The organism is Variovorax sp. Soil_C_19 (assembly GCF_057657255.1).
In genome coordinates this window covers 1-20,784 of sequence record NZ_JBDGIV010000005.1, presented here as the reverse complement: position 1 = coordinate 20,784, position 20,784 = coordinate 1, and the positions used below count along the sequence as shown (strand labels likewise).

The following is a 20,784-nucleotide window of genomic DNA, read 5'->3' as shown; positions in this document are numbered from 1 at the left end:
GCTCAGGCCTCTCGGGATGCAGGTTCCAGCGAATCCAGCCGTGCCGTCCAGTCGCCCAGTGAATGGGTGACGAGGTAGGGGTCGGGGTAGACCGCGCGCGTCGCGCGCCGGACGATGGTGAACTGCCCGTTCGCATCGACCCGGCCGATGCGCGGATAGAGACAGGTGTGGTGGTTGGCCGGATCGACCTTGACGCGGCCCTGTGGCGCGTCGAACTCGCTGCCCAGGATGTGCGGCAGGATCCGCGCGATGTCGTCCGTGCCCGCCTGCGCGAACGCATTGGCGAAGATGTGCATCTGGAAGTACGACGCTTCCCAGCACAGGTTGGGCACGCAGCCGTCACCGAAGCGCCCGCGCAACCGCGCCAGGCAGCGCTGGTTGGCTGGCGAATCGATCGACTGGAAGTAGGGCGCCGCCGTGAAGTGCCCCGTGGCCACGCCCTGGCCCATCTGCGAGATCTCGGCCTCGGAGGTCGTGAGGCTCGAGATGGGCATCGTCTTCGGATCGAAGCCCGCCTCGGCGTAGGCCCGATAGAGGCTCGCCGTGGAGTCGCCCACCACGGTCGAGAAGATGAAGTCCGGCCGCTTGTCGCGGATGTCGGCCATGATCGCCCGGTAGTCCTTCTCGGTGGCGTCCAATGCCACGTAGCGCTCGCCGAGCTTCTCGCCGCCGGGGCGCTGCATGACGAGTTCGCCCATGATGCGGTTCGACTCGTACGGATAGATGTAGTCGGAACCGACCAGGTACACGCGCGAGCCGAAGTTGGTCGTCATGAACTCGGCCAGCTGCACGCTGTTCTGGTTCGGCGCGGCGCCCGTGTAGATGACGTTGCCCGAATACTCGAAGCCCTCGTACAGCGTGGGATAGAACAGCAGCTTGTTCCACTTCTCGATCACCGGGATCACGGCCTTGCGGCTGCTCGACATGTAGCAGCCGAAGATCACGTTCACGCGGTCGTGCACGATCAGCTGCTCGGCCAGCTGCGCGTAGCGCGCGGGGTTCGACTGCGGGTCGTAGCGCACCCCGACGAGCTCGCGGCCGTCGACACCGCCGGCCGCGTTGATTTCCTCTATGGCGAGCAGCGCGCCCTGCAGCTGCGAAAGGCCGATGGTCGAGGTGACGCCGGTCTCCGAATAAAGAATGCCGACGCGCAGAGGGTCCCTGTCAGCCACTGGGGTGTCTCCTGGATGTGTGGACCCTCATTGTGTGCTCCTCCGTGTGCTCCTCCGTGTGCTTCTTCATTCGGTCCCTCAATGGGCGGCGGCCAGCCGCGTGCTCATGCGGGCCAGCCGCGCGGGCAGGCTGCGCGCATCGTCGGCGATGCAATAGTTGCGCCAGCCGAAGATGCGCCGCACATACGCATCGGCCGCACCATCCACCGCGATGCACGCGCTGCGCACGCCGGCATCGCGCGCCTCGACCACGGCCTGGCGGGCGTCTTCGATGAGGTACTTCGGGTCGTGCACGTCGATGTCCGACGGCGCACCGTCGGTCACCAGCAGGATGGCACGCGGCCCCGCGGGCTCGGCCTGCAGGTGCGTTGCTGCATGGCGCAGCGCGGCGCCCATGCGCGTGGAGTAGCGCCCGCGCACCGCGCCGATCATGGCGCGCGACGGCGCGGCGAGCGGCTGGCCGAATTCGAGCAGGCGGTAGTAATACACCTCGGCGCGCGTGTTCGACGAGAAGCCGTGGATGGCCAGTCGGTCGATGCCGCGCGTGTTCGAGGCGGCGAGCAGCAGTGCGGCCTGCTTCTCCAGGTCGAGCAGCGAAGCCGTCCCATCGCCATGGCCCGGATCGTTGGCCGATGCCGAGAGGTCGAGCAGCACCAGCACGCTCGACGGCCGTGGCGCCTTGCCGGGCCGCATGAAAAGCCGCGCGTCGGGCCGCAGGCGCAGGCGGCGGTCGATCAGCACCTCGATGGCCGCATTGAGGTCGATGTCGTCGCCTTCCCACTGCCGGCGCAGGCGGTGCGTGCGGTCGAGGTGGCGCGCGCGGGGCAGCGTGAGCGGCACCATGCGCTCATGGCCTGCCGTCGCCGGCGCGCCCGCCGCGCCCAATCCCTGCCACGCGGGCAGCTTCTCGATCACCGTGCACCAGTCGGGGCGCAGGCGCTCCTGCACACGGTCCCATTCGGGGTAGGTGTAGCGGCCGAGTTCCATGTCGGCAATGCCTTCGGGTGGCGCTTCGTTGCCGTCGTTCGGTGCTTCGGAAGATGGCGGAGGCGGCCGCGCGCCGGTCTGCTGCAGCGCGACGGCTTCGTCCGGCGGTGTCTCGGCATCGCCGAAGTCCCACAGGTAGCTGTTGTCGTCGCGCCAGAGCGCGGGCACGGCGTAGTCCTGCGGCTCGAAGCGCACGCGCATCTGGCCGAGGTCGTTGGCGAGGACCGAAGCGACGGCGCGGAAGGCGTCGTAGTCCTCCAGCCCCGCGCGCGCGACGGTCTCGTCGAACAGGCGTCGCGCCTTGTTCACCCAGTGGTTGTCGTCCTGTGCGTCGGCGCGCAGCAGCACGCGGTCCATGCGTGCGACCAGCGCGGCAAAGCGCAGGTCCAGCGGATCGGGTGCGGGCGGTAGCGCGGCGGTGAACCAGCCATGCAGGCCGGGAAAATCGCGGCACAGCAAGCGCTCGACGCGCGCGTCCTCGAGCGCCGAGACGATGGCGATGCCCAAGGGCTTGAGCGTGCGCGCCGGCCGCGCGGGCGTGGAGTAACGCAGGTGCGCGACCGCATGCGCGACCATAGCGCGGTGCAGGCGCACGGTGTCGTCGCCCTCCGGCAAGAGCAGCCGGCGGCCCGTGAGCACGGCGCGTGCGGTGGCCAGCGGCTGCACGTCGACATCGATGCCGGCCAGCCCGCGCGCCAGCAGCGAGAGCGCGCCGTGCCCGTCGTTCATCCGAACTGCGCCTCGACAAAGCCCTGCAGCGCGCTCGCCATGTCGGGGTCGTCGGTGAGGGCGCGCGTCATCGTCATGTCGCAGCTGTCGCGCGGTGACACGCCGTCGCGGATCAGCACGCCCGCGTAGATCAGCATGCGCGTCGATACGCCCTCGTCTAGCCCGCGGTGCTTGAGCTCGCGTGAGCAGTGCGCAATGGCGACCAGCTTCGCGGCAAGCCCGGGCTCGACCCCGGCCTCGTGCGCGACGATCTCGGTCTCGAGCGCGCCATCGGGGTAGTCGAACTCCAGCGCGGCGAAGCGCTGGCGCGTCGATGGCTTCATGTCCTTTGCGCTGCTCTGATAGCCGGGGTTGTACGACACCACGAGCTGGAAGTCGGGGTGCGCATGCACCAGCTCACCTTTCTTGTCGAGCGGCAGGATGCGGCGCGCGTCGGTCAGCGGGTGGATCACCACCGTGGTGTCCTGCCGCGCCTCGACCACCTCGTCGAGGTAGCAGATGCCGCCGTGGCGCACCGCGAGCGTCAGCGGTCCGTCGTGCCAGGCCGTTCCGTTGGCGTCGAGCAGGTAGCGCCCCACCAGGTCCGAGGCCGTCATGTCCTCGTTGCAGGCGAGCGTGACCAGCGGACGGCCGAGCGACCACGCCATGTGCTCCACGAAGCGCGTCTTGCCGCAGCCGGTCGGCCCCTTGAGGATCAGCGGCATGCGGTGGCGGTAGGCGTGCCGGTACAGCGCCACCTCGTTGCCCGCGGGCCGGTAGAACGGCTCGGTCTCGATCCGGTGGGCGGCGAGCGGGTCGTGGATGGGGGCGTTCATGGCGTGGCGAGCAGTTCCTTGAGGGCGCTGTCGATGAAGCGGGTGTCGGCCGGGCTGCTGCCGCCGCCCGCGAAGTGGCCCCACACGCCCGGGATCGGGCGGCACTCGGCGTTCGGCATGTGCGACACCTCCCACGCGTTGTCGGCCACGGGAAAGTACAGGTCGCGCTCCGCCGGCATCACGATCGCGCGCGCCCGGATGGCACCCAGCGCCTTCTCGAAGTCGCCCTTGAACACCGGGTTGTCGCTGATGTCGCCGTGCTGCCACGACCACAGCATCGCCAGCAGGTTGTTCGCGTCCTTCTTCAGGAAGAAGCCTTCCCAGTAGCCCACCAGGAAGTCTTCGAGCGAGCTGAAGCCCAGCTCGCGCCACAGCTGCTGCATGTAGAAGGGCTGCGACAGGCCCCAGCCCGCGTACACGCGGCCCACCGCGCGCAGTCCGCGCGTCGGCGGCGTGGTGTACCAGCCGCCGTTCCATGCGGCGTCGGCCGTGAGCGCGGCCTTCACGCCTTCGAGGAACACGATGTTGTGCGGCGCCGTCTTCGCCGAGCCGCAGAAGGGCGCGATGCGCTTCACCATGTCGGGGTACAGGCAGCCCCACTGGTTGGTCTGCTGCGCGCCCATCGACCAGCCCACCACGAGTGCGACCTGCTCGATGCCGAACTGCTCCGTCACCAGCCGGTGTTGCAGCGTGACGTTGTCGTAGAGCGTGACGTCCGGAAAGCGCGACAGGTTGTACGGCTCGGGCGTGTTGCTGGGCGACGAAGAGAGGCCGTTGCCCAGCATGTTCGGCACGATGATGAAGTACTTCTCGGGGTCCAGCGCCATGCCCGGTCCGATCAGCCACTCGTTGTCGTGGTGCTGGCCCGAGTACCAGGTCGGGTAGACGATCACGTTGCGCTTCTCGGCGTCGAGCTTGCCGTAGGTCTTGTAGGCGAGCTTGGCATCGCGCAGCGTCGCGCCGCGCTGCAGGGGCACGTCGCCGAGCTCGAAGATTTCGTGGTCCATGGTCGATGTCGCTTTCGAAAGAGGTGTTCAGTTCTTGATGGAAGGCGCGGCCGCCGCCACTGGCGTGGCGCTGCCGACGTGGAGCACGAAGTAGCACACGCCTGCCGCGATGAAGGCCGCTACCGCGGTCGAAAATTGCGGCGCCATCGTCTCGGTGGCGTACGCCACCAGCGAGCCCACGCCCCAGGCGATGAAGGCGCGCGGGCGCCAGTCGGCACCGATGGCGGCGCCCGGCCGCACGAAGTACAGGTCGGCTATCAGGATGGCGCCGATGGGCGGCACCAGGATGCCCAGCAGCGACAGCCACGGAATGAAGAGCGCCCACACGTTGGCTGCGGCGATCGCGATGCCCACCGCGGCGAGCACCACGGCGAACACGCGCATGCGGCCGTTGCCGATGCGCGACCAGCCGACGGCCGAGTTGTAGAGGCAGTGCGCGCACACCGAGCCCAGGTTGCACAGCAGGAACACGAAGGCCACCACGGCAAGCCATGGCGCGCTCTGCGCGAGCAGGTAGCCGAACATGTTGTCCAGGCCGAAGGGCTGCGGTTGCGGCAGCGCCAGTGCGGCCGTCATGATGCCGCCGACCAGCATCGCGACCAGGTTGGCCACGGGAAAGGCGCAGGCCGTGCGATCAGCGAGCTCTTGCGGTCGGCGGCCCAGCGGTTGAAATCCGCCGTGACCGTGCCCGCGTCGATGAACAGCGCCACCACGATGGTCAGCCCGATGCCGAAGGACATCGGCAGCGCGGGCTGCGTGCCGGCGTACGAGAGCACCTTGTCCCACCCCGCCGCGCCGGCCGAATGCAACGCGACCCAGCCGCCCAGCACCACGAACATCGGCACCGACACCATGCCGATCCAGTGCAGGCCGCGAATGCCGACGAAGGTGATGCCCAGGTACAGCACGCCGGCCGCGATGGTCATCGTCAGATAGTCGATCTTGAAGGCCGTGTGCATCAGGTTGCCCGTGATGCCGGTCTGCACCGCGTACCAGCCCAGCAGCAAGGTCGACAGCAGGCCCGAGGCGAACACGTAGCCCTTCTTGCCGAAGCTGGCGCTGGCCAGCAGCGCGAAGTTGTGGCCGCGCGCCGTGCCCAGCACGCCGAGCGACCCGACGTACGCGAACATCAGCAGGTTGCCAACGATCATCGCGAGCAGTGCGGACTGGAAGCCCATGCCTGCCACCAGGATGGAGCCCGTCATGGCGCCCGTGATGATCATCGGGAACCCGAGCCACACCATCGAGACCGAGAAGGTGCTGCGCCGCTTGGAGAGCGGAACCGGGTCGTGCTCGTACTCGTCGCCGAGCACCTCGTCGTCGACATGCGTCTGACTCATGGCATACCTCTTTTTCTTGCGTTGAAGGGAATGGCGGGGCGCCGCAGTGGCTCAGCGGTGCTTCGCGGGCTCGTTCGGAATGCCCTCGATCGGGCACTCGGGCGTGCCGACCGTGCTGCGCGTGAACGACTCCACCCGCTCGCGCGTGCCCTCGGGGTCGTTGATCCACTGCGTGTAGAAGTTGTAGGGGCAGGCGGCCACACCCTTGTCGCCATCGCCCGAGTTGATGGTCCCGGTGTAGCCGCGGTGTACGAGCTTGAACAGGTGGTTCTGCGACTGGCCGTTCTTGCGCGCATCGCGGATCAGGCCCATCGACAGCTCGGCGTAGTTGATGCCCATTTCCTCTTCGCCGCATTCGCCGAGCGTGCGGCCGTCGAAGCCGATCAGCGCCGAGTGGCCGAAGTACGAGTACACGCCGTCGAAGCCGGCCGCGTTGGCCACGGCCACGTAGGTGTTGTTCATGAAGGCCATGGCCTTCGAGACCATGATCTGCTGCTCCTTCGCGGGGTACATGTAGCCCTGGCAGCGGATGATGAGCTCGGCGCCGCGCATCGCGCAGTCGCGCCAGATCTCGGGGTAGTTGCCGTCGTCGCAGATGATCAGGCTCATCTTCATGCCCTTCGGGCCGTCGCTCACATAGGTGCAGTCGCCCGGATACCAGCCCTCGATCGGAACCCACGGCATGATCTTGCGGTACTTCTGGACGATCTCGCCCTGGTTGTTCATGAGGATCAGCGTGTTGTAGGGCGCCTTGTTCGGATGCTCCTCATGGCGCTCGCCGGTCAGCGAGAACACGCCCCACACGTTGGCGCGGCGGCAGGCGTCCGCGAAGATCGCGGTTTCTTCGCCGGGGATGGCCGACGCGGTGTCGTACATCTCCTTGGCGTCGTACATGATCCCGTGGGTCGAGTACTCCGGGAAGATCACCAGGTCCATGCCCGGCAGCCCTTTCTTCATGCCGACCAGCATCTCGCCGATCTTGCGTGCGTTGGCCAGCACCTCGGCCTTGGTATGCAGGCGAGGCATCTTGTAGTTGACGACCGCGACGCCGACGCAATCGTTGCTGCTCGAAATATCACCATGTCTCATGACGTTGCTCCTGGAGGGTGGTTGAAGGGAAAAAGAGAAGGGCTCACACGGTCAGGAACGACCTGACCTTGTCCTGGTCGAGCGTGGCCCGCGCTTCGTCATGCACGATGCGGCCCCGGTCGATGACGAGAAAGCGGTCCGCCAGCGCGAGCGCGAAGCTCAGCACCTGCTCCGAAACCACGACGGCAAAACCGCGCTCGGCGCGCAGCACGTTGAGCGTCTGCGCGATCTCCTTGATGATCGAAGGCTGGATGCCCTCGGTGGGCTCGTCGAGGATCAGCACTTTCGGCTCCGAGATCAGCGCGCGCGCGATCGCCAGCATCTGCTGCTGGCCGCCCGAGAGGTTGCCGGCCTTGCGCTGCTTCATGTCCCTGAGCACCGGGAAGAAGGTGTAGAGGTAGTCGGGCACCGTGCGGTGGCCCGACTTGGCCGCTCCGGCCAGGATGTTCTGCTCCACCGTGAGGAACGGAAACACCATGCGCCCCTGCGGCACGAAAGCCAGGCCTTGCGCCACGCGCTGGTAGCTCGGCAGCGCCGTGAGTTCGCTTCCCTCGAGCAGGATGCGGCCGCTGCGCGCGGGCAGCAGGCCGATCAGCGACTTCAACAGCGTGGTCTTGCCCATGCCGTTGCGGCCCATGATCGCCACCGCCTCGCGGGGTGCGACGCGCAACGAGACGTCGCGGATGACGTGCGATTCGCCGTAGGCGACATTGAGTTCGGAGACTTCGAGCATCAGCATTTCTCCTTCGTTCAGTGGCCGAGGTACACGTCGATCACGCGCGGGTCGGCCTGCACTTCGGCGGCTGTACCTTCGCTCAGCAACTTGCCCTGGTGCAGCACCGTGACGCGGTGTGCGATGCGCTTGACGAAGTCCATGTCGTGCTCGATGACGACCACCGACTTGCCCGCCGAGACGCGGCGCAGCAGGTCGCCCGTCTGCTCGCGCTCGCGCGGGCTCATGCCCGCCACGGGCTCATCGAGCAGCAGCAGCTCGGGCTCCTGCATCAGCAGCATGCCGATCTCTAGCCACTGCTTCTGCCCGTGGCTGAGCTGCCCGGCGCGGTGGTCGAGGCGATCGGACAGGAAGACTTCCTCGGCCATCGCATCGATGCGTTCGCGCAGGGCGCGCGTGCGACGGAAGGTCAGCGACTGCAGCAGGCCGTGCATGCGCGGCAGCGAGATTTCGAAGTTCTCGAGCACCGACAGGTCTTCGTAGACCGAGGGAGTCTGGAACTTGCGGCCCACGCCGGCGCGCACGATCTCGTACTCGTTGAGGCGACCGAGGTCCTGGCCGTTGAACAGCACGCGGCCTGCGCTGGGTTTGGTCTTGCCACACACCATGTCGAGCAGCGTGGTCTTGCCGGCGCCGTTCGGGCCGATGATCACGCGCAGCTCGTTGCGCTCGACCGAGAGGCTCAGGCCGTCCACGGCCTTGAAGCCGTCGAAGGACACGGTCAGGTCCTCGATGCGCAGGATCTGCTCGTTCGAGGGCGGCACGGCCGAGGCGGCCTGCGGCAGCCCGCCGTTGGACATCGTCATCGTTGCGTTCATGGGGCAACCTCCACCACGGCACGTCGGCGCACGAGCTTGTCGCCCAGGCCCGCGAGCCCGTTCGGCATTGCCCACACCACCAGGATGAACACCGCGCCCAGCACGTACAGCCAGCCCTCGGGAAAGGTCTCCGACAAGTACGACTTGAGAAAGCCGATCAACAGCGCACCGACCACCGCGCCCGGAATCGACAGCCGGCCGCCGACCGCCGCGTAGATCACCATCTCGACCGAGGCCACGACGCCGATCACGCTCGGCGCGATGAGTCCGACCTGCAGGCTGTAGAACGCGCCGCCGATCGCCGACAGCGCGGCGGCCACCGCGAACACGAAGGCCTTCATGTGCGCCGTGTTGTAGCCACTGAAGCGCACGCGGTCTTCCTTGTCGCGGATGGCGATCAGCAGCTTGCCGAAACGGCTGCGCACGATGGCGAGCGACACCGCCATCACCAGCGCGATGGCCGCCACCTCGACGAAGTACATCGTGCGCTTGGCTTCGTCGCCCACGATGTCCCATCCCAGCAGCGTGCGGAAGTCGGTAATGCCGTTGGCACCACCGGTGTCGCCCTGCTGGCCGACCACCACCACCGTTAGGGTGAGCGCCAGCGAGAGCGTGACGATCGCGAAGTACACGCCGCTCACGCGCCGCTTGAAGATCGCGTACGAGAACACATACGCCAGCACCGCAGGAACGACGAGGATCCCCACGACCGTCCAGCCCAGCGAATGGAACGGCTGCCACCATGCGGGCAGCTGCTCGACGCTGCTCCACACCATGAAGTCCGGCAGCTCGGGTGCGGACGCCTCGAGCTTGAGGAACATCGCCATCATGTAGCCGCCCAGGCCGAAGAACATGCCCTGGCCCAGGCTCAGCACCCCGCCGTAGCCCCAGGTGAGCACCACACCCACCGCGACGAACGCGAAGGCCAGGTACTTGCTCACGAGGTTGAGGCGGAAGGGGTCGAGCGTGAGCGGCAGCACCACGGCGAGCAGCACCAGCACGGCCAGCATGGCGCCGATGTCGCGCTGGCGTTCAGCAGAAAGTCCGTGCATGCCTCAGCTCCTCGACCGCGTGGCGAACAGGCCGTGGGGCCGGAAGTACAGCACCGCGATCACCAGCAGCAGGATCGTGGCCTTTGCCATCGAGCCGCTCATGAGGTACTCGAGCCAGGTCTGCGACTGCGCGATGGCAAAGCCCGAGAGCGCGGTGCCGATGAGGCTCTGCACGCCACCGAACACCACCACGATGAACGAGTCGACGATGTACAGCTGGCCCGTGCCCGGGTTGGTCGAGCCGATCATCGTGAACACCGCGCCCGCGATGCCCGCCAGGCCCGAGCCCAGCGCGAAGGTCATCGCGTCGACGCGGTGCGTGTCGATGCCCACCGCGCCGGCGATGGCGCGGTTCTGGGTGACGGCGCGCACCTTCAGCCCCCACGGCGTGCGGTACAGCAGCAGGTACACGCCGACCGCGACCAGTGCCGTGAGCCCGACGATGAAGATGCGATTCAGCGGCAGCTGGATGCCCGCGGTGGGCTCCCAGGCACCGGCGAGCCACGAGGCCAGCGGCACGCTCACTTCCTGCGCGCCGAAGATCGAGCGATAGGCCTGCTGCAGCATGAGGCTCAGGCCCCATGTGGCGAGCAGGGTGTCCAGCGGCCGGTCGTAGAAGAAGCGGATGAAACCCCGCTCCAGCGCATAGCCGAACGCGAAGGTCACGGCGAACGCGAACGGAATCGCAGCGAACAGGTACAGGTCCATGAAGCCTGGCGCGAAGTGCGCAAAGAAGCGCGCGGCCAGGTAGGTCATGTAGGCGCCCAGCGCCATCAGCTCGCCGTGCGCCATGTTGATGACGCCCATCAGGCCGAACACGATGGCCAGCCCGAGCGCCATCAAGAGCAGGATGGTGAACAGGCTCACGCCGTTGAACACCTGCATCACCGCGATGTCGAAGTTCATCGCGTTCAGACCTTCGGGAAGGGGTTGGGCTCGACCAGCTGCGGCGATTCCCACACGATGTCGAACTGCCCGTCGGGCCGCGCACGGCCCACGCGCACCTTCTTCCAGACGTGGTGGTTGGTGGCGTGCACGCGCACGGTGCCTTCGGGTGCCTCGATCTCCACGCCCGCGGCGGCGGCCGTGACCTTGTCGACGTCGAAGGACCTGGCCTTCTCCACCGCCAGCTTCCACAGGTACACGCTGTTGTAGGCCACCTCCATCGGGTCGCCGATCACGCGCTCCTGGCCGTACTTGGCCTTGAAGGCCTTCACGAACTTCTCGTTGGCCGGCGATTTGATGCTCTGGAAGTAGCCCATGCAGGCGTAGTAGCCCGCGGCGTTGTCCTTGCCGATGCCGTCGATCTCGTTCTCAGACACCACGGTCGAGAGCAGCACCTGCTTGGCGCCGTCCAGGCCCGCCGCGCGCAGCTGCTTGTAGAAGGCCACGTTCGACCCGCCCACCACCGTGCTGTAGATGCAGTCGGGCTTGGCGGCCTTGATCTTGTTGATGATCGACGAGAACTCGGTGTGGCCCAGCGGTGCGTATTCTTCGCCAAGCACCTTGCCGCCGGCCTTCGCGATGGCGGGCTTGGCGATCTTGTTGCAGGTGCGCGGATAGATGTAGTCGGAGCCGACGAGGAAGAAGTTCTTGCCTTTCTCGCGCGCCATCCACTCCACGGCTGCGATCACTGACTGCGTGGCTTCCTGCGAGGGATAGAACACGCGCTTGTCCTGCTCCTGGCCTTCGTAGTAGGTCGGATAGAACAGCAGGCCCTTGGCCTGGTTGAGCACCGGCAGCAGTGCCTTGCGCGAGGCCGAGGTGTAGCAGCCGATGATCGCCGCGACCTTGTCGCGCTCGAGCAGCTTGCGGGCCTTCTCGGCAAACACCGAGTTCTCGCTCGCGCCGTCTTCGACCACCGCCTCGATCTTCTTGCCGAGCACGCCGCCGGCGGCATTGATCTCCTCGATCGCCAGCTTCTCGGCATCGACCAGCGAGGCTTCGGCGATGGCGATCGTGCCCGAGAGCGAATGCAGCAGGCCGAGCTTCACGCTGGCGCCGTCCTGCGCGCGGGCCAGGCCGCCCACGCCGCCGGCGGCACCCAGCACGATCATCGAGCCCCCGGTCTTCACGATCTGGCGGCGGTTGAAAGCGTTCGTCATGTCAAATTCCTTTGCTTTGGTTTTGTGCGAGTCATCAGGAACATCCGACCTTCGGAACTGCGATTTGGGTGTCTCCTCCCGCCGCGCGGCCCCTGCAAACGAGCGCTGTGCTGCCAGTGCTTCTTCTTCGGGCAACGCTGCGCCACCGGATGCCCGCGCATCCGTTTTGAAAAGGCGTTGTTGCGACCGAAAAAACAAAAAAGCCCGAACCGGTGGTGAAACCGATTCGGGCTTTATTGCCCGACACCTCGCTGGCAGCACTGGCAGCGGGCGTCGAATGACTGGTAACGATTGCTCGTTGGGGCGAATTCTTCCTCGGTTCACCCTCGCGTGAACATACGCTGTTTCGCTAATTGGCGAATGTGCGAAACGTGTGTTATTCGCGCGCAGCGCCTGTGGGACTTGCTAACCCCGCGGACGCGCGTAGCCCGATTCGATCCAGGCGGCCGCGCTGGACGCGGTGAGCCGGAACGCGGGCGACACGCTCACGCTCGCCAGCTCCGTGTCGTCCGCAGCGTCGTGCGCCGTGAGCGTGGCCGAGGGGTTGTCCTCGTCGGGCACGATCGCGAGCGACACGCGCACGCGCCGGTCGTCGCGCGTGGTCACGGTCACGTGCTTGTTGAGCGTGGCGTGCAGCTGCTGCTCGTGCCGGCGGATGACCTCGGCGGCGGTCTTCACGAGCGTGGAGAACGCCGGGCCATCGAGCGGTTTCGGGTTCTTCTTGTCGCGGCCCATGGTCCAGGGGCCGACGAGCGCGGGCTCGGGGTCGCCATGGCGCGTCATCTCGACGGCCCAGCCGTCGTCGTCTTCGTTCTTGATCACGCGGGCGGTCCAGAGGCCGTCGCGCCACAGGCGGGGCTCGTGCAGGGGCGGGGTGTCGTCGGTGTCGGTGGGTTCGGTCATTCGGGGCATGCGTGATCTTGCGCGGGCATTGTCGCCTGACGCCATGGGCGCCGGGGCGCGCCGCGCCGGCCTCAGAACACCGACAGCCCGGTGCGCGCAACGAACAGTTCGAGCGCCTTCATGCCGAGCAGCGAATTGCCCGACGCGTCGAGCGCGGGCGACCAGACGCAGAGCGTGAGCCGGTCGGGCACCACGGCCACGATGCCGCCGCCGACGCCGCTCTTGCAGGGCAGGCCGATCGAGAAGGCGACGTCGCCGGCGGCATCGTAGGTGCCGCAGGTCAGCATCAGCGCGTTGATGCGCCGTGTCTGCCGCTCGCCCGTGACATCGGCGCGGCCGTCGATCGGATGCGCGCCGTCGCGGCACAGGAAGGCCGCGGCGCGCGCGAGCTGGCGACAGCTCATGCGCAGCGCGCACTGGTGGAAATAGGTGTCGAGCACCGCGCCCACGTCGTTGTCGATCTTGCCGAAGCTCTTCATGAAGTTGGCGAGCGCGACATTGCGGAACCCGGTGGCGGCCTCCGACTGCGCCACTTCGCTGTCGAAGGCGATGGGCTCGTCGCAGAGGCTCGCCATCAGCGCGAGGATGTCGGCCTTGGCGCTGCCGCCCGCCTGCAGCGCCTGGCTCACGAGCCGGTCGGCCACCGCGATCGCGCCCGCATTGATGAACGGGTTGCGCGGCTTGCCGTGTTCGTTCTCGAGCTGCACCAGCGAGTTGAAAGGGTTGCCCGAGGGCTCGCGTCCGATGCGCTCCCACAGCGCGTCGCCCACGCGCTGCATGGCGAGCGTGAGCGTGAAGAGCTTCGAGATGCTCTGGATCGAGAACGGCGTCTCGAAGTCGCCGGCGCCGGCTTCCTCACCCTCGCAGGTGCGCAGTGCGATGCCGAGCTGGCGCGGATCGACCGAGGCGAGCGCAGGGATGTAGCTTGCGACCGTGCCGCCCTGGCCGAGCTGCGGCTGCAGGGTGTCGACGATCTCGTCGAGGACGTGCTGGAAATGGCTCACCGGTGCACCTTCGGCACTGCGGGCCGCCGATTCACGAGCACGATGCCGACCGCCACGCCCACGAGCGCCACGATCAGCTGTGCCGTGAGCGGCTCCTTCAGCAGCGCCACGCCGAACACCAGCGCGAACAGCGGCGTGAGGAAGGTGAACGACGACATGTGCGTGGCCGGGTAGTGCCGCAGCAGCCACATCCACGCGAGATAGCTCGCGAATGCGCCGACCACGGTCTGCAGCGCGATCGAGGTCCAGGCCCAGGCGGAGTACGAGAAACCCCACGACTCGCCGAGCACGAGCGACAGCAGCGGGCACACCGCGGCGGTGACTGCCACTTGATAGAACAGCGTCTTCTCGGCGCTCGCCGTGGCGAGGCGCGTGGTGCGCAGCGTGAGCGTCGTCAGGCCCCAGAGCATGCCGGCCCCGAGCGCCATGGCGTCGCCGACGAGCTGCGTCGAACTCATGTGGCCGAAGCCTTCGCTGAAGGCCAGCACCACGCCCGCGAACGCGATCAAAAGGCCCAGCCACTGGAAGCCGCGCAGCCGCTCCGACGGCACCCAGCGCGGCAGCAGCAGCGACACCCAGAACGGCGCGGTGTAGAGAAACACCGTGAGCCGCGACGCGCTGGTGTTCTGCAGCCCCAGGTAGATGCCCGCGAACTCGCCCGCGAACAGCAGCCCCGCGAGCAGGCCGGCTCCGAGCGTGCCGTCGCGCTCGAACAGCGGCACGCGGCGCCACACGCACCACAGCCACAGCAGCAGCACCGCACCTGCCATGCGGATCGAGGCCTGCCAGAGCGGCGGCACTTCGGTGACGGTGGTCTTGATGAGGATCTGCTGCAGCCCCCAGAAGGCACAGCAGGCGATGAGCAGACCGATGGCCAAAGAGTCGAGGTGGGTCTTGCGCTGGATCATGGGTCTTGTTTTTCTTGTGCGCCGCAGAAGGCGCCGGTCACAGCGGATGTTCGGTGTAGAAGCGCCCGCCGTGAAAGAGCAGCGGCGATGCCGTGTCGTCGTGCGTGCAGCGCTCCACCTCGCCCACGAAGATCACATGATCGCCTTCGTCGTAGCGGCTGCGGTTGAAGCATTCGAAGCTCGCCGCCGCGCCCGCGAGCACCGGCGCGCCGCCGAGTCCTTCGGTGAAGGCCACGTCGACCCAGCGGTCGATGTTCTTGGTGGCGAAGCGCTCGGCCAGCGCTTTCTGGTCGGCCGCCAGGATGTTGACCGCATAGTGCGAGCCCGCGCTGAGCGCCGGCATCGAGGCCGCGGCACGCGAGAGGCTCCAAAGCACCAGCGGCGGCGCGAGCGAGACCGAGTTGAACGAATTGGCAGTAAGGCCGACCAGCGTGCCCTCGGCCGATCGCGCGGTGACGATGGTCACGCCGGTGGCGAACATGCCGAGCGCCGCGCGGAATTCAGCGGGCGAGAAGGTCGGGGGCTGGGCCCGGCGGGAGGTGGTCACGGAAGAAGCGGCGCGTTGGAAGGCAGGGAAGGGCTATTCTGGCTCAGCTGCCGGCAGTGCCGCTGGCGGGGCCGTCATTCCCTCGGTCACGTACGGGGTGTAGATCGACAGCCTGCGGAGCAGATCGAACATGGCCCTCCCTCGTGTTCACGCGCTCCTCAGCTCCTCTACCGCCTTGTGCAGAAACGCGGCGATCTCTTCCTTTTCTGGCAACTGCACCTGGTATCGCGACACAAACAACTGATTGCTCATGCCCGCCAATGCGTATTCCACGAGTTCAACGTTCTTTCGTGTGCACAGAAGAATGCCGATCGGTGGCTGGTCGCCATCGCTCATTTCATGCTGCTTGTAGTACCCCACGTAACTGTTGAGCTGTCCCAGATGCTCATGGCGGAACGCGTCGTTCTTGAGTTCGATAAGCACATGACATTTGAGGACGCGGTGATAGAAGACCAGGTCCACGAAGAAGTGCTCGCCTCCGATCAGGAGGCGCTTTTGCCGCGCCTCGAAGCAGAAGCCGTGGCCCAGTTCCAGAAGGAACCCCTGAAGCTTTTCGAGCAGCGCGTCCTCGAGTTGGCCTTCGGTCACCACTTCCTGGGGTTTGAGGCCCAGAAACTCGAACACGTAGGGATCGCGAATGACCTGCTGCGGCGCGTTCTGCTCCGCACCCTCATGGGTGCGTTTCGAAAGTGCGGCTTTGTCGATGGACAGTCCGCTGCGTTGCCAATACTGGCTCGCGATCTGGCGCTTGAGTTCGCGCACGGACCAGTTCCCGCGCAGTGCTTCGGCTTCGTAGAAGGCTCGCTGCGGTGCGTCGTCGAGCTCGACCAACTGCTCGAAGTGACTGTAGGAAAGCCGAGTGACGAGCAGTTCGGGGTCGGTTGAGGAAACGGTGGTGGGCGATGGTGCGGACGCCGTCCGCACTTTTCCTTCCGGGGCCGTGGGCGGATGCAGGGCCGCAGATTGTGCGGACACCGCCCGCACAATCTGCGGATAGGCCCTGTAGAAGGCCAGGTAGCCATACAGCTGGCGTTTGCCGCTGTTGCTGACGCCTTGAGCGCGCAAGGCTTCCGACAGTTCGACCAGCAGCTTGTCCCCATAGCGGGCGCGATCGGCGCCTTGCAATTCGTAGTGGTGGATGTGGGAGCCGATCAGCCAGTTGCGCCAAGTGAGGCTGATGTTGACGGCGCGGGTCGCCCGGACAGCGCACTCTTCGTGCACCTGGCGAATGCTGGTCACCAGCGCGGCAAATCCTGTGTCCGGCGGCTTTGTTGCAGGGCTGCGCTCAGAGGGCATGCGCAGGAGCTTACCTCGACCAGCGCCCTACAAGCGGCATCGTCGCGAACGGATGAGAAGTCAGGCTTGCGCGCTCGGTTTCAGCCGAAGAACCAGTAGCAGACCCCGACGGCCGCGGCCACGCCGGCCGCTTCGGCCAGGAGGGCGCAGGCCACCGCATGCCGGGCGCGCTGGATGCCCACGGCGCCGAAGTACACCGCGAGCACGTAGAAGGTGGTCTCGGTGCTGCCCTGGATGGTGGCGGCCACGAGCGCGGGAAAGCTATCGACACCCTGGCTCTGCATGGTCTCGATCAGCATCGCGCGCGCCGCGCTGCCCGAGAAGGGCTTGACCAGGGCGGTCGGCATCGCATCGACGAAGCGCGTGTCCCAGCCGCCCATCTCCACCAGCCAGCGCAGCCCCGCCAGCGCGGCGTCGAGCGCGCCCGATGCGCGCAGCACCCCCACGGCGCACAGCATGGCGACGAGGTAGGGCAGCAGGTTCTTTGCGATGTCGAAGCCTTCCTTCGCGCCTTCGACGAAGCACTCGTAGACCTTGATGCGGCGCACCGCGCCGGCCACGAGAAAAGCGACGATCACGCCGAACAGCGCCAGGTTGCCCGTCAGCGACGACAGCGCGGCGATCGCTGCCGCCGAGAGGCTGCCGAGCAGCGCCATGAAGCCGCCGAGCAGCAGCGCGGCCGGTACCAGGTAGGCCAGCACCACGGGGTCCCAGAGCCGCAGCCGCTGCACGGCCGCCACCGCGAGCAGGCCGGCGAGCGTCGATGCGCTGGTGGCGAGCAGGATCGGCAGGAACACCAGCGTCGGATCGGCGGCGCCCTGCTGCGCGCGGTACATGAAGATCGTCACCGGCAGCAGCGTGAGCGACGAGGCGTTGAGCACGAGGAACAGGATCTGCGCGTTGGTGGCGGTGACCGGGTCGGGATTGAGCCGCTGCAGTTCGCGCATGGCCTTCAGGCCGATCGGCGTGGCCGCGTTGTCGAGCCCGAGCGCGTTGGCCGCGAAGTTCATCGTGATGAGCCCCAGCGCCGGATGGCCCGCGGGCACGTCCGGCATGAGCCGCCGGAACAGCGGCCCGAGCAGCCGCGCAAGCCAGCCGACCAGCCCCGCCGCTTCCGCGATGCGCAGGAAGCCGAGCCACAGCGTGAGCGTGCCGAACAGCAGCACCATCACCTCGACCGCGAGCCGCGCCATCGCGAACAGGCTTTCGACGATGGCCGCGAAGACGCCCGGATCGCCGCCGACGAGCCAGCGGCCGAGGGCGGCGAGCGCCGCCACGAGGAAGAAACCCAGCCACAAGCCGTTGAGCACGCGCGATTCTTTCGTCAGGAAATATCGATCAGCAGATGCGGCCGGAAGCCTTCCTGTTCGCCCTTGCCTTTGTAGCCGAGCGGATTAGCCACCACGCGGCAGCCGTTCTTCACATAGTCGAACGGACAGTGCAGGTGGCCGTGCAGCCACAGCTGCGCGTGGGCGAGCAGCGGGTCGAGCGCATTGCAGAAGCCGGCTGTACCCGGCCTGAGGCCGTAGCGCGGATCGGCGCTCGCGAGGCTTGGCGCGAAATGCGTGATGGCCACGGTGGTGCCGTCGAACGGTTCGGCCAGCGCCTGTTCGAGCCAGGCCTGGCATGCGAGCGCCTGCTCGCGCAGCGCGGCCGACATGAACGGCTGCCCGTGGCGGACCGTGGCCGCCTTCTCGAGATAGAAGTCGGCCGCGCGCATCGCCTTGCCGCGTTTCTTGAGTGCGTCGGCCAGGCCGTCGACCGCCGGGTCGACGAGCGCGTCGAAGTCGGCCCACAGCGTGGTGCCGACGAAGCGGATGCCCTCGATGACCGCCGTCTCGCGCTCGAGCCAGCGGATGTCGAGCGCGTCGCAGAGCGCGCGAAGCCGGGCATGGGTTTCGTCGAAATCGGTGTTGTCGTATTCGTGGTTGCCCGGCACGTAGACCACCGGCACGGGCCAGCCGTGGCGCGGCGAGAAGCGGCCCAGGCCGAAGTCGGTGTCGACGAGGCGCGAGCCCTGCTGATAGGAGCCGATGTCGCCCGCCAGCACCAGCATGTCGGCCCCGGGTGCGGGCTCGGCAACGAAGTTCGGATGGGATTCCAGGTGCAGGTCGGAGAGCAGTTGCAGCTTCATCGTCGGGCCAGTCTAGAGGAATCAGCCCATGCACAAAGCGCATGAGGGAGGGGGTTTAAATACTAGGGATAACCCTTATCCTTGAAGCACCAACTACTTCGCGCAGCCAAAAGCAGCGCACTCGCCATGTCCAACCTTCTTGCCCAAGTGGCCCAATTCTTTCGTTCCGCCCCGGCCGATGCCCTGCCGCGCAGCCACGCCGCCACGCTGATGGAAAGCGCAGACGTGCGCGCCGGCATGAATGCGCACCAGGCGCAGGAACTGCGCATCGCCGCCAGCGCCTGGCTCAGCGTCGTTCGCTGAGCGCCTGCGTTCAGCCCTGGCCGCCCGCTTGCCGGCCCAGCGCCGGATCGGCGAACGCTGATGCGGCCGAGCGCATCAATGCGGTGCGCAGCCATTCGTGCGCGTGCCCGTGCTGGGCGCGCCGATGCCAGATCGCGTCGACATGCACCATCGGCTGGTCGAACGGCAGCTCGCGCAGCACCAGCTGGTCCTCGATGCCGGTCACGGTCACGAAGTGGCGTGGCAGCACCGTCAGCAGATCCGAGTTGGCCACCACCCGGCCGGCCGTGAAGAACTGGTTCACCGTCACCACGATGTGCCGCTCGCGCCCCAGCGCGCCGAGCGTCTGGTCGATGAAGCCGTAGGGCCGGCCCGAAAAGCTCACCAGCAGGTGCCGTGCGGCGCAGTAGCCGTCGAGCGTGAGCGGCGTGTCGGCCAGCGGGTGCCCGCGCCGCATCACGCAGACGTACTGGCCCAGGTAGAGCCGCTGGGTCTCGAACGCCACCCCTGCGCCCGACTGGCCCCGGGCGGCGAGGCTGGCGATCACGGCCGGGAAGTAGCCCACCGCCATGTCGACTTCTTCCTGCTCGAGCATGCGGCGCGGATCGCGTGTGGTCAGCGGCAGCACGCGCAGCGAGATGGCGGGCGCTTCCCTCTCGACGATCTGCACCAGGCCTGGAATGAGCTCGGCCGCGGTCGCGTCGGCCATGGCCAGAACGAAGGTGCTGTCGGCCGAGGCCGCGTCGAATTCGCCCGGCGCCAGCGTGTGCTGCAGCTGCCGCAGCGCGTCGCGCACCGTGGGCCAGAGCGCCAGCGCGCGCGGCGTGGGCTCGACGCCGGCGCCCGCGCGCGTCACGAGTTCGTCGCCCAGGGTGTCGCGCAACCGGCGCAGGGCATTGCTCACGGCCGGCTGGGTGATCGACAGATTGCGCGCGGCGCGCGTCAGGTTGCGCTCCGCCATCACTTCGTCGAAGACGCGCAGCAGGTTGAGGTCGAGGGTACGGAAATTGACGTCCATCAGTGTTGTGAATGATAAACATCAGAAAGATAAAGTAGCCAAACACTAGGGCAAACCCTAATATCACCCCATCGACACCGTAAATCATCCCTAGGAGGGATTCATCATGACCAGCTTCGTCCACGTTGACCAACCCACTTCCCATCCCGGCGTCGATCGCGCCGAGGTTCTGTTTGCCCGCCTGAAGGCTGCCCGCGCGGGCGCCAACGGTTCGCGTCCCCTGATCGTCCTCCTGATCGTCGCAGCGCTTGCCGCCGCGGCGGTGGTGGCCGACAACCTCGTCACCCATTGGGACGAAGGCGCGCTGCTCGCCGGCTGGGCGGTGCTCTGCGGCGCCGTGTTCGCCGGCATCGCGCTGTTCGCCGGTTCGCTGCGCGACACGGTGGCAGGCACCTGGAACGCTGCGGCCCACCGCCGCGCCGCGGCCCGTGCCGATGCCCGTTTCCTCGAAACCGCCAAGAACGACCCGCGCATCATGCAGGAGCTGCAGGCCGCCACGTGGCGCCACGAGTCCGAAGGCAAGGTTCCGGCCGCTGCCGCCGCCAAGGTCGATGCGCTGGCCCGCATGGCCGAAAGCGCCCGCGAAGCCCGCATGCCGACGATCTACGACGCCATGCGCCGCATGAACAGCTCGCGCTACTACTGATCGACCGGCCGCGAGGTCCCAATGAAAAAGCCGCCCGGCGACAGTCTGTGTAAATAGTCTGCCGCCCGCTTAGATCGAGATGCCCCGCGAGAGCGGGGCATTTTTCGTTAGGCGAGCGATTGCCCCAAGGGCCTCAGCCCCCCAGCGCCCGGAGCATCCAGGGCGCTCCCTTCATGTTGAACACCCGCTTGAGGTTGTA

The 20,784-nt window shown here is 67.2% G+C and carries 22 protein-coding genes; 2 read left to right on the top strand and 20 right to left on the bottom strand.

Annotated elements, in window-relative coordinates:
• Positions 1-2: 2 nt before the first annotated feature.
• From AC3A6R_RS12250 to AC3A6R_RS12160, 19 genes are all read right to left on the bottom strand, one after another.
• Complete coding sequence (locus AC3A6R_RS12250) at positions 3-1,172, bottom strand: transporter substrate-binding domain-containing protein (protein ID WP_487860665.1); 1,170 nt, start codon at positions 1,170-1,172, stop codon at positions 3-5.
• Positions 1,173-1,250: 78 nt separating this feature from the next.
• On the bottom strand, positions 1,251-2,888 hold the full coding sequence (locus AC3A6R_RS12245) for a nitric oxide reductase activation protein NorD (protein ID WP_487860664.1): 1,638 nt from the start codon (positions 2,886-2,888) through the stop codon (positions 1,251-1,253).
• Positions 2,885-3,703, bottom strand: coding sequence for an AAA family ATPase (locus AC3A6R_RS12240; protein WP_487860663.1), 819 nt, complete (start codon positions 3,701-3,703; stop codon positions 2,885-2,887). The genes AC3A6R_RS12245 and AC3A6R_RS12240 overlap by 4 nt, the downstream gene beginning before the upstream one ends.
• Entirely contained in the window at positions 3,700-4,710 is a 1,011-nt protein-coding gene (locus AC3A6R_RS12235) for an alpha/beta fold hydrolase (RefSeq protein ID WP_487864433.1), read from the bottom strand. Before AC3A6R_RS12235 ends, AC3A6R_RS12240 begins: the two co-directional genes overlap by 4 nt.
• A 27-nt stretch (positions 4,711-4,737) precedes the next feature.
• Positions 4,738-5,322 (bottom strand): purine-cytosine permease family protein, encoded by a 585-nt coding sequence (locus AC3A6R_RS12230; protein ID WP_487864432.1) that lies wholly within the window; start codon positions 5,320-5,322, stop codon positions 4,738-4,740.
• Entirely contained in the window at positions 5,283-6,050 is a 768-nt protein-coding gene (locus AC3A6R_RS12225; RefSeq protein WP_487864431.1) for a cytosine permease, read from the bottom strand. Before AC3A6R_RS12225 ends, AC3A6R_RS12230 begins: the two co-directional genes overlap by 40 nt.
• A gap of 51 nt (positions 6,051-6,101) precedes the next feature.
• The gene (locus tag AC3A6R_RS12220) at positions 6,102-7,139 is read right to left on the bottom strand and encodes an aliphatic amidase (RefSeq protein WP_487860660.1); all 1,038 of its coding nucleotides are present in this window, start codon (positions 7,137-7,139) and stop codon (positions 6,102-6,104) included.
• A 43-nt stretch (positions 7,140-7,182) separates the two neighbouring features.
• A complete protein-coding gene (urtE, locus tag AC3A6R_RS12215) occupies positions 7,183-7,872 on the bottom strand; it encodes an urea ABC transporter ATP-binding subunit UrtE (RefSeq protein WP_487860659.1) in 690 nt (229 codons plus the stop codon).
• Positions 7,873-7,889: 17 nt separating this feature from the next.
• Complete coding sequence (gene urtD, locus AC3A6R_RS12210) at positions 7,890-8,672, bottom strand: urea ABC transporter ATP-binding protein UrtD (protein WP_487864678.1); 783 nt, start codon at positions 8,670-8,672, stop codon at positions 7,890-7,892.
• A gap of 14 nt (positions 8,673-8,686) precedes the next feature.
• Positions 8,687-9,742 carry an urea ABC transporter permease subunit UrtC gene (urtC, locus tag AC3A6R_RS12205; protein ID WP_487864430.1) on the bottom strand — a complete coding sequence of 352 codons (1,056 nt, stop codon included), beginning with the start codon at positions 9,740-9,742 and terminating at the stop codon, positions 8,687-8,689.
• 3 nt (positions 9,743-9,745) lie between these two features.
• Positions 9,746-10,648 carry an urea ABC transporter permease subunit UrtB gene (gene urtB, locus AC3A6R_RS12200; RefSeq protein ID WP_487864429.1) on the bottom strand — a complete coding sequence of 301 codons (903 nt, stop codon included), beginning with the start codon at positions 10,646-10,648 and terminating at the stop codon, positions 9,746-9,748.
• Between the two features lie 5 nt (positions 10,649-10,653).
• Positions 10,654-11,847, bottom strand: a complete 1,194-nt coding sequence (urtA, locus tag AC3A6R_RS12195) for an urea ABC transporter substrate-binding protein (RefSeq protein WP_487864428.1) — start codon at positions 11,845-11,847, stop codon at positions 10,654-10,656.
• A 405-nt stretch (positions 11,848-12,252) separates the two neighbouring features.
• Positions 12,253-12,750: a hypothetical protein gene (locus AC3A6R_RS12190; RefSeq protein WP_487864427.1), complete on the bottom strand. Its 498-nt coding sequence runs from the start codon at positions 12,748-12,750 to the stop codon at positions 12,253-12,255.
• A 71-nt stretch (positions 12,751-12,821) separates the two neighbouring features.
• Positions 12,822-13,754 (bottom strand): glutaminase, encoded by a 933-nt coding sequence (locus AC3A6R_RS12185; protein WP_487864426.1) that lies wholly within the window; start codon positions 13,752-13,754, stop codon positions 12,822-12,824.
• On the bottom strand, positions 13,751-14,662 hold the full coding sequence (locus AC3A6R_RS12180) for a DMT family transporter (RefSeq protein WP_487864425.1): 912 nt from the start codon (positions 14,660-14,662) through the stop codon (positions 13,751-13,753). The genes AC3A6R_RS12185 and AC3A6R_RS12180 overlap by 4 nt, the downstream gene beginning before the upstream one ends.
• Before the next feature lie 37 nt (positions 14,663-14,699).
• On the bottom strand, positions 14,700-15,209 hold the full coding sequence (locus tag AC3A6R_RS12175) for a flavin reductase family protein (protein ID WP_487860652.1): 510 nt from the start codon (positions 15,207-15,209) through the stop codon (positions 14,700-14,702).
• A gap of 147 nt (positions 15,210-15,356) precedes the next feature.
• A complete protein-coding gene (locus AC3A6R_RS12170) occupies positions 15,357-16,505 on the bottom strand; it encodes a PDDEXK nuclease domain-containing protein (protein ID WP_487864424.1) in 1,149 nt (382 codons plus the stop codon).
• Between the two features lie 80 nt (positions 16,506-16,585).
• Complete coding sequence (locus AC3A6R_RS12165; protein WP_487864423.1) at positions 16,586-17,815, bottom strand: nucleoside recognition domain-containing protein; 1,230 nt, start codon at positions 17,813-17,815, stop codon at positions 16,586-16,588.
• A gap of 14 nt (positions 17,816-17,829) precedes the next feature.
• The gene (locus AC3A6R_RS12160; protein WP_487860649.1) at positions 17,830-18,639 is read right to left on the bottom strand and encodes a metallophosphoesterase; all 810 of its coding nucleotides are present in this window, start codon (positions 18,637-18,639) and stop codon (positions 17,830-17,832) included.
• Between the two features lie 126 nt (positions 18,640-18,765).
• On the opposite strand from AC3A6R_RS12160, the gene AC3A6R_RS12155 reads away from it, so the two are divergent.
• Positions 18,766-18,942 (top strand): hypothetical protein, encoded by a 177-nt coding sequence (locus AC3A6R_RS12155; protein WP_487860648.1) that lies wholly within the window; start codon positions 18,766-18,768, stop codon positions 18,940-18,942.
• 10 nt (positions 18,943-18,952) lie between these two features.
• On the opposite strand, the gene AC3A6R_RS12150 is transcribed toward AC3A6R_RS12155, so the two are convergent.
• Complete coding sequence (locus AC3A6R_RS12150) at positions 18,953-19,939, bottom strand: LysR family transcriptional regulator (protein WP_487864422.1); 987 nt, start codon at positions 19,937-19,939, stop codon at positions 18,953-18,955.
• Between the two features lie 106 nt (positions 19,940-20,045).
• Here AC3A6R_RS12150 and AC3A6R_RS12145 point away from each other — a divergent pair, with 106 nt between their 5' ends.
• Positions 20,046-20,585 (top strand): hypothetical protein, encoded by a 540-nt coding sequence (locus AC3A6R_RS12145; RefSeq protein ID WP_487864421.1) that lies wholly within the window; start codon positions 20,046-20,048, stop codon positions 20,583-20,585.
• Positions 20,586-20,784: the final 199 nt, after the last annotated feature.